A 12,758-nucleotide genomic window follows, 5' to 3' on the forward strand; every position below is an offset into this window, starting at 1 on the left:
CGGTCGCGACGGGGGGCGCGCGACCGGCACTGCTGGTGGTACCGGGTCAGTCGGCGTCGGGCTCCGCGAACCAGGTCGTGCGGGTGGTCGCGTCCCCGGCGGCGGGGCGGAGGCCGAGGGACTGCGGGGAGGCGTGCAGCACGACGACCTCGCCCGTCGAGGCGCTGGCCCGTCCGAGGTCGAGGGCCGGTCCGGCGATGCCCTGCGCGGCGCCGGGGGTCGTGGCGGCGAGCGCGACGGCGACGTCGGTCGGCGTGGTGCTGCCGGCCTCGGCGACGCCGCGGACGAGCGCGACGACCGCGTCGTGGCTGCGCGAGTCGGCCTCCTGCGCGACGGCCGAGAAGGGCTGGTCGTCGGTGAGGTTCTGCACGTCGCCGTCGGTGGCGGCGACGCGGACGCCGGCGAGGAACGCCGACATGGAGCGCCCGGCGGCGTCGGCCTGGAGGGCGACGGCGTCGTCGGTGGCGGTGCCCACGGTGACGAAGCCGCCGGAGGCGCTGCCGCCGGCCTCCGCGAGGGCGGACGAGAACGCGGGGCTGGTCGCGCCGGGGGTGAGGACGACGGGCACGGGCAGGTCGGCGGACTGGAGGACCTCGACGAGGTCCGCCTGCCGGGCGGGCGGTCCGCTGATGACGACGGCGTCGATCGGTGCGTCGACCGGCACGGGCGGCTCCTCGCCCTCCTGCGCAGGAGGCGCGAGGCCGGCCCGGCGCACCAGCTCGGTGGTGAGCGTGGCCGGGTCGTCCTGCGGCGCGACGACGAGCACGTCGCCGACGGGGACGTCGGCGGGGACGCCGCCGCCCACGTCGACGACGAGGGGGCGCGAGGTGCCGTCGAGGGCGGTGCTGAGCGCGGCGGACGTGGCCGCGGCGTCGGGGGCGAGCGACCAGGCCGCGTCCGCGTCGGTGCCCTCGGGCAGCTCCGCGTAGGGCAGCACGACGGGGACGCCCGCGGCGGAGGCGGCCTCGACCGCGCCCGCGACGTGGGCCCCCGAGGAGGCGACGACGACGCCGGCGACGCCCTGCTCGACGAGTGCGTCGACGGCGGCGCGGGCGCCGTCCTCGGTGCCGCCGTCGTCCTCGGTGACGAGCTCGACGTCGGTGCCGCCGAGGGCGAGGCGCTCCTGGGCGACGCGGGCGCCCTGGGCAGCACCGGCCCACTCGGAGCCCTCGCCGGAACCGAGGGTGAGGACGACGCCGAGGGTGGTGCCGTCGGGGACGCGGGCCGACAGGGCGACCGGGACGGTCGCGGCGACCGGGTCGGCCTCTGCCGAGCCGGTCCCCTGCACGACGACGACCGCGACCGTCGCGACGACGGCGGCGGTGACGAGGCCCGCGCCGACGACCAGGGCGACCTTCGTGCGTCCGCGGGGCGTGCCTCCTGCGGTCTCGGCGTCGCCGTCCACGGCGTGCTCGTCAGGTGCGGTGTCGGTGGCAGCTGCAGCCTTGGCGTCGTGGCGGCTCATCGCGTGCCCCCGATCCGGAACGAGTACAGCGTGGTCGAGGTGGCGCCCGCCGGGACGTCGAGGTGGAAGGCGGGCAGGGCGCCGGCGGCCTCGAGCGAGGCGGTGACCTGGGCGCGCCGGAGCATGATGCCCGCGACGTCCTCGGCACGGACGTTCGCGTAGCCGGAGGCCTCCTGCGACGCGAGCGCCAGCTGGTAGTCGGCGGTGTCGGCCTTGGCCGCGCTGGTGGTCATCGAGCCGAGCAGGCCGGAGCCGTTGACCTCGGGGTCGCCGAGGTCGAGGAGCACCTTGGCCAGGTCGGCCGAGAGCAACGTGCGAGCCCCCTCGACGTCACGGGTGGAGGCACTGGTCGTCGCCGCGATCCGCTCGAGCGTCGTGGCGGCCTGGCCGTCGACCGCCGCCGTCAGCGCGTCGGTCTGCTCGCCGAGGTCTCCCCGCTGGGACTCGATCGTGCGACGGGCCTCGGCGGTCACCGAGCCGGAGGTCGTGCTCAGGCCCGCCACCGACCGGGCGAAGGCGTCCGAGACGGCCTCGCGGCTCGTGGTGGCCTGGGCGGTGACGCGCTCGACCTGCTTCCCGGTGGAGAGGACGACGTCTTCCGCGGCCGTACCGGCTGCCGAGTCGAAGGCCTCCGCGACCTGGGCGGCGAGGGCCTCCTGCTGCACCTTGAGTGCATCGAGGTCCTCGCGGAGTCCGACGCCCGAGGCGGACGCGGCGTCGGTCGTCTCCCGCAGTCGCTGCAGGGCGCCGCCGAGGCTGACGTCGCCGGCGGCGACGGCCTCCTCGAGGGACGCGAGCGCGGCGTCGACCGCCGTGACCTCGGCATCGAGGCTGGCGATAGCGGCACCCAGGCCGTCACCCTCCGTCACATCGGTGTCCGTGACAGCGATCACGAGGTCCCATGCCGCCGCCTGTTCGGCGAGGCGGTCCTCCATGGGCCGGAGGAAGGGCAGGGGCGGCGGCAGGGGCAGACCAGCGGTCGGTGCGGCGGTCTCCTCGGGTGTGCCCGGCGCCTGGGGATCAGCAGGGTCCTCGGGCGTCCCCGGGACCTCCGGCTCGACGGGCTCTGCCGCACGACCGCACGAGGTGTCGACGAGGAACGATCGCAGTCGCTCGACCTGCAGCACGCTCAGCCCGGGCACGTCGCGCAGGTCGCACAACTCGTCGGCGAGGCGGGCGTTCTGCGCCTGCATGGAGGACGAGACCGGCTCCTCGACGTCACCGATGGCGTCACGGGCCTCGATCGCGTCGTCGTGGAGGCCGTCCACGCGGTCCCGCAGCGCGGGGACTCGACGCTGGGCAGCCCCTACCGCCGCGCGCAGCTCGTCGAGCGCATCGCCGACGGCATCACCGGACGGGTCCTCGTCGAGAGCCGCGAGCTGGGCTTCGAGCGAGGCCACGGACGCGGCGAGCTCGTCGTAGCTGTCCAGCGCCGTCTGCGCCAGGTCCGGCTCTAGCGAGGTCGAGAGCTTCTCGCCCTGCTCGGCCAGCTCTGCCAGCACCCCGAGGATGCTCGCCGACGACTGGAAGAGCGAGCAGGTCAACGACGAGTCGCTCGCGCAGACCGTGGCGTCGGGCGTCTCCGGCCCGAGCACGCGCTGCAGTTCGGCCACGACCTGGTCACGGCACTCGGCGTTCGTGCTCGCGTAGGCGTCGAGCTGGGCCGACACCTGGAGCAGGCTGCCGTAGACGCTGGCGGTCTCGCCGGGTGCGGCGACGACCGCGGCGCAGCCCTCGCCGTCGACGGCGACGCTCGGCGCCGTCGCCGACGTGTCGCCGAGCAGGGCGTCGACGCTGGCGACGGTCTGCTGCAGCTGGCCGCGCACGGTCTGCTGCGTGCCCGTGACGGTCCCGCCGAGGTCGCCCTCGAGCGCCGCGAGCTGACCGGAGACGCCCTGCATCGTGGAGGCGAGCGACGAGCTGCTGTCGCGCAGCTGCTCCGCCGTGCGCACGCCGAGGGTCTCCGAGGTGGTCTCGAGGTTCGTCCGCACCTCGGTGATCGTGCCGCCGGCGCGGCCGAGCACGGCGGCGACGTCGGTGACGAGGGTGATGGTGCGTTGCTGCAGGGCGAGCTCCGAGGTCGGCCCCTCGTCGAACGCCGAGGCGAGGACGCCGTCGACGCTGAGGTCGGTGGACAGGCCGGGCTGCACGGCGAGGTCGAAGGAGGGCGCCGTGAACTGCTCGGCGTCGACGACGAGACGGAGGGTCGTGCTGGCACCCGAGGTCGGTGGCGCCAGGAGGCGGCCCCACTGGACGACGGCGTCACCGTCGCCGTTGGTGCTGACGATCCCGTCCGTGCCGCCTCCGGCGTCGGAGGCGCTGGTGACCACGGCGCTCGGGGACGTCCCGGCGAGCACGGTCGACGCCGCGACGCTCAGGGGCGCACCGACGAGCGCGGCATCGGTGCGGGAGCGCCCGGCGACGTCGTAGTCGAGGCTCCGCGGCGCGACGGTGAGGTTCTCGACCGTGAGGTCGATCTCGACACGGCCGTCACGGCCCTCGAGGTCGGCGAGATCGGTGCCGGAGGCATCGCCCGCGCGCCACTGCGTCGTGACGCGGACGGGCAGGTCGTCCGCGACCTCGGACGGCTCGTGGTCGGTCGAGGCCGTGCTGGTCCGGGCGGCGGTGTCGTCCACCGAGATGGTCGTGCTGGTCACGCCGGTCACGGCCCCGTCCGTAGACAGCGACGTCTCGACGGTCTGCAGCACGCGCGACGGGTCCTCCAGGGGCGGGTCGGCCGTGCAGCCGGTCACCCCGAGCACCACGACGCCGAGCGTCGCGACCATGGCGAGCGCGTGGCGGCGAGACCCCTGCGTGCCGTCCCCGGCGGTGTGCGAACGATGCCTGTCCATTGGCGGAACTACCCCCTGTAGCCGTGCGTCTCGAGTGATGCTAGGGCCCCTCCGCCCCTTCCGCCGCGCTTGCCCCACGGACGGGGGGTGCGGTGGTGAGGTCCTTCCAGAGGTCCGGATATGCAACATAGCGGTCTGTCCGGGAGGCGTGTATGGTCGGCTGTGTTCGAGCTCCCGGGGGTGTTCAGTGCGCGGGGGCGCATCATGACGAAGTAGAGGAGATCCACCATGTCTCGTGTCCTTTCCACCGAGCAGGCCAAGACGGCGATCCGTCAGCTGCAGTCGATCGTGAACGGTGGTTTCACCGATCAGATCACGCAGCTCGACGCGCAGGGTCGCATCCTGTCCGACCCGAACACGTGGGACGGCCCGCTGGCGACCACGTTCCGCAGCTCCACCTGGCCCGAGACCAAGGCCGCTCTCGACAAGGCCAAGACCGAGCTCGAAGAGCTCCGCACGCAGCTCGAGAAGATCTCGCAGGACATCTTCACCGCCGGTGGCGGCGCCTGACCTGACGGTCTTCGACGCTCTCGACGGCGGCGCCCCCGTGGGGTGCCGTCGTCGGGGGTGCTGCACGCGCAACACATGGGGTGAGCGTCGGCGTGGGCCGACACGGGGGAAGGACGATTCGTGAGTGTTCCGGCCGGCAGCGAGCCGTTGGAGTTCAACTATTTCACCGCCGACTCGCTCGGCAACACGTGCCGGGCGGCGGCGACGGCGATCGTGGGGCAGTACGGCCCTCGCGCGCTGAACGTCTCCACCGCGAAGCAGGAGTTCCGAGGCTTCTTCTCCGAGCTCTTCGACGCCAACGCGACGACGGCCCGCGTCGGCGCCCAGGGTCTCGTCGAAGCCCTCCGGGCGATCGCCGATGCCTCGGACACCTTGAAGGAGGCGGCGCGCCAGGAGGACGACCGGCGCCGGCAGGCCCGTGAGTGGGCCGAGGAGCAGGAGAACCGCCACCTCGGCGAGAGGATCGTCGACGCCTTCACCGGGGGCGAGGAGATGCCGCGGTTCGGCAACGAGCCCGCACCGACGTTCCCGCCGATGACGGCCCGACCTGGCTCGCGCGAGACTCCCGCCCCAGGCGCAGGAGGCGGCGGTGGCGGCGGCACGTCGTCCGCGCGCCCCGAGGACCTCCGCTCCTTCGCTGCGGGCATCCGCTCGTTCGACGACGAGCTGTCCGGTCGTCCTGGTGCCGTGCGCGGCAAGCTCGCGGACTTCGCGGCCCAGTGCAAGTGGGGCACGATCGACGGCGACGGCGTCGTGAGCGCCTTCGAGACGTGGCTCTCCGACAACGACAACGACGCGAACTGGGCGACGACCATCGCCGATGCCTTCGCGAACGTGGGCGCCGAGAACACGGTGTCGACGCTCTCCGACGCGGGCCTCCTGGCCGCTCTCCAGGCCGCCGGAGTGTCCGCGGCTCGTGACGGCCTCGTGATCGACCCGCCCCGCGCGTATGGCGTACCGCCGACGACGGGTTTCACGATGGACCCGATCAACACCTCGACGGGGAACTTCCTCGAGGTGGAGCACGATCTCGGGTTCGCGGGTGGGTCGGCGTCGTTGCGGGTGTCGCGGACGTACAACTCGCTCGACGAGCACGTGGGCGTGTTCGGTCCGGGGTGGGCGTCGTCCCTCGACGTGCGGCTGGTCCTCGATGACGAGGGCGCCGCGGTCGTGCTCGAGGACGGTCGTCAGCAGTGGTTCCCCCGGCAGGGCAGTGGGTGGGATCGTGCGGCGGGTGAGAACGCGTGGTTCGACCGGGTCGACGACGACCTCCGTCAGAGCCTGCGTGCCCTGCCCGCGGAGGCGGTGTTCGTGGTGCGGGACAACGCCGGCGCGTGGCGGGCGTTCTCGGTCTCCGGCACCTGGGTCGGATCTGGTGGTGGGCCCGGGACGAGGGTGCTCGTCGAGCGCGATGTCGACGGCCTGGTGTCGAGGTTGGTGCACGAGCGTGGCCGGTGGGTGTCGGTGGAGCATGCCGACGGCCTCGTCGCGGTGGTGGCGGGTTCGGACGGTCGCCGGGTGGAGTACGCCTATGACGACGCCGGCAGGCTGGTCGCTGCGACCACCGAGATCGGCACGCGCCGGTACCGGTGGAACGATCAGGGTCTGATCGAGGCGGTGGTGTCGGCGGCGGGCGTCGTGGAGGCGGAGAACGTCTACGACGGGCAGGGTCGTGTGGTGCGTCAGGTGACGCCGCACGGGCGCACGGCACGCTTCGGTTACCTCCCCGGCCGGGTGACGGTGGTGTCCGATGAGGACGGGACCCGCTCCAACAGTTACCTCGCTGATCCCAAGGGTCGTCTGGTGGGTGTCCTCGACGCGGACGATCGTCGGCAGTCGATGAGTTACGACGCGCACGGGAACCTCGTGTCGGTGATCGAGCGTGACGGTTCCACGACGGTGCACGGCTACGACGCCCGTGGCCGCCGGGTGCGGACCGTGACCCCGTCGGGTGCGGACCTGACGTACGGGTGGGACGAGCAGGACCGCATCACGACGCTCGTGACCGAATCCGGCGCGGTCGTGACGTACGAGTACGCGGCCGACACTGACCGTGATCCCTCCGTCATCATCGACCCGGAGGGTGGCCGCACGGAGCTTCTCTGGCACGAGGGGCTCCTGCAGCGGGCGACGGACCCGACCGGTGTCGTCGTGACGTGCCGGTACGACGCCCACGGTGACCTCGTCGAGACCGAGAACGCCGCAGGGGACGTGGCCCGCATCGAGCGGGACCACGCAGGCCGGCCCACGGCGGCGGTCAGCCCCTCGGGGGCGCGCACCACCTTCGGCTACGACGCCGCGGGGCTGCTGGTCTCGCGCCGCGACGCCGACGGTGCGGTGTGGCGGTTCGAGCACGGTGCCGGCGGCCGCGTGTCCGCGATCGTCGACCCGGTCGGCGCGCGCACCGAGCTGACCTACGGCGCCCACGGCGAGCTCGAGACCACCACCGACCCGCTGGGCCGGCAGGTCTCGCGCGAGTTCGACGACCAGGGCGATGTGTCACGGCTGGTGCTGCCCGACGGTGGTGCGTGGGCTTTCGCCCACGACGCCCTGTCGCGCCTGGTGCGGGTCACCGACCCGGCAGGAGGGGTGTGGTCGCGCGAGCACGACGCCACCGGTGCCCTCACCGCCGTCGTCGATCCCACCGGCGTGCGCGCCGAGGCGACGATCGACCGCGGCACGGGGACCACGACGGTGGGGGATGCGTTCGAGGCGACCACGGTCCGGTTCGACGAGTTCGGCCGCCCGGTCAGCACGACCACCCCGGACGGCACGGCAGAGCTGACGACCTACGACCGGTGCGGCCGACCGGTGGAACTCGTCGACGGCGAGGGCGGCCTCACCCGCCTCGAGCGGGATGCCGCGGGACGTGTCACCGCGATCGTCGCTCCCTCGGGTGCCACGACGAGGTACGAGTACGACGCGTGCGGTCGACCGTCCGCAGCGGTCGACGCGCTGGGCGCCAGGACGACGCTGACCTACGACGCGGACTCGCGGGTCGTGGCCCGCACGCTGCCCACGGGCGAGGTCGAGCGCTCCACCTACGACCCCGTCGGCCGCCTGCTCACCAGGAAGACGCCCGGTGCGGGGACGGCGCGCTTCCGCTACGACGCCGCAGGTCGGCTGACCGGTCTCCAGGACCCACGCTTCGGCCGCCGCGCCTTCCGCTACGACGCGGCCGGGCAGCTGATCGAGGCCGCCGACGGACTGGGCGGTGTCACCCGGTACGAGTACGACGTCCGGGGCCGTGTGGTGTCGATCACGGACCCTGCCGGTGGAACGACCCACCGCAGCTACGACGCCGCCGACCGGGTCACAGCAGTCACCGACCCGCTGGGTCGCACCACGACGGCGACCTACGACGCCGCCGGGCGTCAGCTGTCCCAGACCGACCCCGACGGGCGGACGACCACGTGGTCGTTCGACGCCGCGGGCCGCGGCACCGGGATCAACGTCGACGGCCGCCCCCTCTCGACGATCACCCGCGACGCGTTCTCTCGCACCCTGGTCGTCACCGATCACACGCGGGGTGAGGGGCGGGACGTCGAGCACGAGCTCGCCTACGACCGGCGGGGCCTGCTGGTGCGTCGCAGCCGTGGTGACCAGGCGGTGTCGTGGGAGTACGACGCCGACGGCCACCGCACGGCCCGAACCGATCCCGCCGGCACCCGCACCACGTACCGCCGCGACGCCGCGGGCCGACTGACAGCGGTCGAGCGTGACGACCTGGGCACGGGCACGTTCCGTTGGGACGCCGCGGGCCGCATCGTGGAGTCCGCCACCGGCAACCTCGTGCAGTCCTGGACCTACGAAGGCGGTGCGCTGGTCGCGCACACCACGACCACACCCGACGGGGTCAGCGCGACCCGCATCGTCCGGGACGACGACGCCCGGATCACGAGCCTCGATGACGGCACCGGACCGACCACGTACGTCCACGACGACGCCGGGCAGCTGATCCGCGTCGACGGTGCCGAAGGCAACAGGCACACGTGGGAGTACGACACCGCGGGGCGCCTCACCCGTGAGACCGTCGACGGGGTCGTGACGACGCACGAGTACGACACGGCCGGGCAGCTGGTCTCCTCGACCGTCGGGGGTGTGCGGACGGAGTACGTCCACGACGGCCTCGGCCGCCGCGTCCGCCGCACCACCACGGACGGGTCGAGCACCGAGTACGCCTGGAACGATCTCGGCTACCTCACCGCGGTGATCGACCGCGACGCCTCCTCGCAGGTCACGGGTCGGGTGGAGGTGTGGGTCGATGCCCTCGGCGAGCTCGCGAGCATCGGCGGCACCGAGACCTGGTGGGACACCGCAGCTGTCGTGCCGACCCTGATCAGCGTCGACGACACGCCCCTGCTGGGCCTGCCCGGCGGGGTCATCGCCGTGGGTGACGCCTGGAGCACGCCCGGGTGGCGTGCCGCCCGTGCCACCGACGCCAAGGACCCCTGGGCCGTCCTCGGCCAGGTCGCGGGTCTGGCACTGCCAGAGGGTGTCGGGCTGACGGCAAGCGGCGGCCTCACCGTCGCCGGCCTGGAGTGGCTGGGTGCCCGGGTCTACGACCCCGCAGCACGAGGGTTCCTCTCCACCGACCCCCTCGCCCCCGTCACGGGAGCTGCGTGGGCGGGCAACCCGTACTCCTACGCCGGCAACGACCCCCTCCACACCCTCGACCCGCTGGGCCTGCGCCCCGCGACCGACGCCGACCTCGACGCCTACGCCCACGCGAACCAGGGCGCGTTCGCTGCGGTCGGTGAGTGGTGGGGCGACAACTGGGAGTACGTCGTCGCGGGAGCTGCGATCGTCGCCGGAGTCGCGCTGATGTTCACGGGCGTCGGCGGCCCCGCGGGCATCGCCCTGATGGCAGCATCGGGAGCCCTCCTGTCCGGCGGCATCTCCGTCGCGAGCCAGAAGGCCACCACAGGTGAAGTCGACTGGCGGCGAGCAGGCATCGACACAGCGATCGGTGGTGTCCTCGGTGGCGCGGGCGCGGCGGCTGGAGCCTGGTCAGCGACGGCCTCCGCTGGCCGGGCCGCCACTGCGGTCCAGAGTGCCGCCACCCGAGCAGGCTCCTCCCTCTCCAGCGGTGCTCAGCAAGCGTTGGGAGCGACCACCCGCGCCGTGACTTCTCAGGCTGGCATGCGCACGATCACGAACGCGGGCGTCGGCGGCGTGGGGAACGTAGGCACGTACTACGTGACTACGCCACAGGAAGATTGGACACTGCGAGGCGCGGGCGCGTCCTTCGCAGGTGGAGCCGTAAGCGGCGGCATCACCACGCACGCCGGAGCCTTCGGTGCACGCTTCGAATCTGCGACCGCAGGCCAGATGGCCCAGCATGCTTTGGGTGCCGGGGGCAACATGGCTGGTGGCGCCCTCACTAATGTACTTTCGGGTGATCAGTACAACATCTTTGACGCTACTTTCGATGGCCTGACCGGGGCGGCACTGACTCACTTCCCAGGCGCTGAGCAGATTGCGGACTCTCGAACTCCAGACTTGATAACTCATGTTGGCGCAGCCTATGCCGGTCAGCACGCGAGTTGGATCGCCGACGGGACCGGTTTCGTCCTGGAAGAAACAGGAGTTATTCCATGAACCCAACCCAGGGTGAAGATCCAATTGTCGCCAGTGCCCGAAGAATCACGCGGGCTATTTGGCTTTCGACGATAGCAGCTTTCATCATCACCGCAATAATTGGCATGACTGTCGTGCTGCAAGTTCCACTCGACACGACGGTCCGCTACAATCGAGTAAGCAGGTCTTTCGATGTTCCACTGCTTGTATTCGCATTTATTCCGCTGATTTTAGCGAGCCTTGCCATCAAGAATCGCCACCCTGAGACTAAGGCTCTACCAAAATGGGAGCGCCTGTTCCTTGTGTATTTTGGCACCTTCTATCTTCTTGCATCCATCACCGGCCAGATCGTGTTCGCCGTGTACTTCTATGGCGCCGCAAATCTCTCCTAAAGCGTTCGAGATACCGGCGATTCAACTCTACTGCCATGTTGCAGCGTGTCGACATCGTTGGCGCACTGCCGGCACGGGCGATACCGAGATCTGGTGGCGCGCTAGCCGAAAACCCGTCGATAGGTGACTGCCACTTCAAAGAGGACTTGGACAGCAGTGGGGGTTGCAGGCCTTGGGTTTCTCGGACCTGTCCTCATCAGCGGGACAGCCGCAGCCCGACTTCTACCCATCAGCGCCTGCGGTACGGTTGCTGGCGTTGTCCTGGCTGGCCTCACGTTCTTTCTATTACCCCTTAAGTGGGGCTCGCTTATCGCCGTGGCCCTTCTTTTCGGCGGCATGTATCTCACCTTCAATTCGGTACCAGTGTGGGGCGCTGCTCTTCCAGGCTGGATGCTCGGACTAGCCGCTGGGAGCCTCATCGGAACCAAGCGAAGATGGTACGTGTGGCTAGGGCAGAAGAGTAGTCGGCGCGATCGCGCGATAACTCGATGAGACCCGGGGTGGGCGGCGCGGGTCCTGCCTTCTTCCCAGGAGCCGATGGCTTGGCTCAAGCACCGACGATGGGCGACCATCTCTTTGCGGCGACAGGCGGTCAGCACGCCAGCGGGATCGTGGACTCCACCGAATTCGTTCTGGAAGAGACAGGTGTCATAGGTTGACCAACGACCACAACCCAATCGGAACTGACAATGACAAAGTGTTGGCCAGAAGAATCAGCACTGTAGCACTCATCACTAGTTTCGTATCATTGGGCATATCATTTGCATCTTTAGCTACGATTCCGTGGAACACTACCATCAGCTACACGCGAGTCAGTAATGAGTGGCGAGTTCCACTACCTTTCATCATCGTACCAACGTTGTTTCTCTTTGTCTTTTGGTCGCGTAGCAGAAAGGATCAGAAGCGGGGCATCGTGCCAAAGGAGAGAATCGCGCTGGTCGTGCTCACGATGGTATTTGTCTCCTTCTTTGTGGGTGGGCAGATCTATCTAGCCGCGCAATTTGCAGAAGCAGCTTGACCGACGGGCGCGACGGCGCTGTAGAGATGCAGCATGGGCAGAGAAAGCTCCCCTGCTCCTGCCACCCTTGTTCCTCGTCGTCGACTGGGTTCGAGGGAGGACCATCCACGACGACGAAGCCGTGACACCGGTGCAGCGGTGCCTCCTCCTTTCCCTAGCGGCCGGCCTGCTCTTTGCGGTGCTCTCCGTGGCCGAGTACCTCGATGCTGGGCGGGACTGACCGTGGCCCAGCTGGTCGCCGTCATCCCCCGCATCGCTAGCGTGACCGCACACGGCATCACGCAAGGCGCCGCGTCACGGAAAGACAAAAGGTCGAAGCCCGCGCTGGAGTGCCACGTCGCGGATCGAGGTGTCACCATCGAGCATTGGTCTTCCGCTCAGATCGAGGAAGAAGTCCTCCCACGCGACGGCGGTCGTCGACCTCGCCGGCCGAGGACTGGTGGACAGGGGAAGACGTCCTCCTGGTGAAGCCGTCCTCTCCCTGGCTCCTCAGGGCCAGGGGCCCCGGTGCTGGCACAGGATGGAGCACATGATGAAGAAGCCACCCCCCGACGCACCCGACGACGTGATCGTGCAGCTCTTAGCCGACGTGGCGCCGTACCTCGTGCGACTCCGCAAGGAGAGCGCTGCCCGCTGGCTCCTGGACCGCGCCGAGGAGATCGATCGCCTCACGGACCCGCACGACATCACGGCCGTCCGAGCGAAGATCGCTGCCTTCTTCCGGCGCGGACCCGCTCAGCCCCTCGACATGGTCGTCCAGCACGACGACGCCACGGCCGACCACGGGGCCACGGACGAGTACCTCGCGATCGGCACTCGCCTCCTCGAGCTCACGTGGCCCTCGCTCGAGTACGAACGGCGCAGGCGAGGCCCGCTCGGCCGTCTCCTGACGAGGTGACGACCTGACGACGTGACGACGTGTCGACCCAGCGCGGGTACGG

Annotated in this window: 8 protein-coding genes; 6 read left to right on the plus strand and 2 right to left on the minus strand. The window is 70.6% G+C overall.

The window, feature by feature from the left end; translation table 11 throughout:
• Positions 1–46 precede the first annotated feature (46 nt).
• Entirely contained in the window at positions 47–1,465 is a 1,419-nt protein-coding gene (locus ACYVHQ_RS08690; RefSeq protein ID WP_460512111.1) for an ABC transporter substrate-binding protein, read from the minus strand.
• On the minus strand, positions 1,462–4,251 hold the full coding sequence (locus ACYVHQ_RS08695) for a coiled-coil domain-containing protein (RefSeq protein ID WP_460512113.1): 2,790 nt from the start codon (positions 4,249–4,251) through the stop codon (positions 1,462–1,464). Before ACYVHQ_RS08695 ends, ACYVHQ_RS08690 begins: the two co-directional genes overlap by 4 nt.
• 294 nt (positions 4,252–4,545) lie before the next feature.
• Between ACYVHQ_RS08695 and ACYVHQ_RS08700 the strand changes: the two genes are divergently transcribed.
• The 6 genes from ACYVHQ_RS08700 (at position 4,546) to ACYVHQ_RS08725 (ending at position 12,715) form a co-directional block, all read left to right on the plus strand.
• Positions 4,546–4,827, plus strand: a complete 282-nt coding sequence (locus tag ACYVHQ_RS08700; RefSeq protein ID WP_460512115.1) for a pyrophosphorylase — start codon at positions 4,546–4,548, stop codon at positions 4,825–4,827.
• Between the two features lie 120 nt (positions 4,828–4,947).
• Positions 4,948–10,428 (plus strand): DUF6531 domain-containing protein, encoded by a 5,481-nt coding sequence (locus ACYVHQ_RS08705; protein WP_460512117.1) that lies wholly within the window; start codon positions 4,948–4,950, stop codon positions 10,426–10,428.
• Positions 10,425–10,799, plus strand: a complete 375-nt coding sequence (locus tag ACYVHQ_RS08710) for a hypothetical protein (RefSeq protein ID WP_460512119.1) — start codon at positions 10,425–10,427, stop codon at positions 10,797–10,799. The genes ACYVHQ_RS08705 and ACYVHQ_RS08710 overlap by 4 nt, the downstream gene beginning before the upstream one ends.
• A gap of 655 nt (positions 10,800–11,454) precedes the next feature.
• Positions 11,455–11,817, plus strand: a complete 363-nt coding sequence (locus ACYVHQ_RS08715; protein ID WP_460512121.1) for a hypothetical protein — start codon at positions 11,455–11,457, stop codon at positions 11,815–11,817.
• 67 nt (positions 11,818–11,884) lie between these two features.
• On the plus strand, positions 11,885–12,037 hold the full coding sequence (locus ACYVHQ_RS08720) for a hypothetical protein (protein WP_460512123.1): 153 nt from the start codon (positions 11,885–11,887) through the stop codon (positions 12,035–12,037).
• A 312-nt stretch (positions 12,038–12,349) separates the two neighbouring features.
• Entirely contained in the window at positions 12,350–12,715 is a 366-nt protein-coding gene (locus ACYVHQ_RS08725) for a hypothetical protein (RefSeq protein ID WP_460512125.1), read from the plus strand.
• Positions 12,716–12,758: the final 43 nt, after the last annotated feature.

The organism is Frigoribacterium salinisoli, from assembly GCF_054781095.1.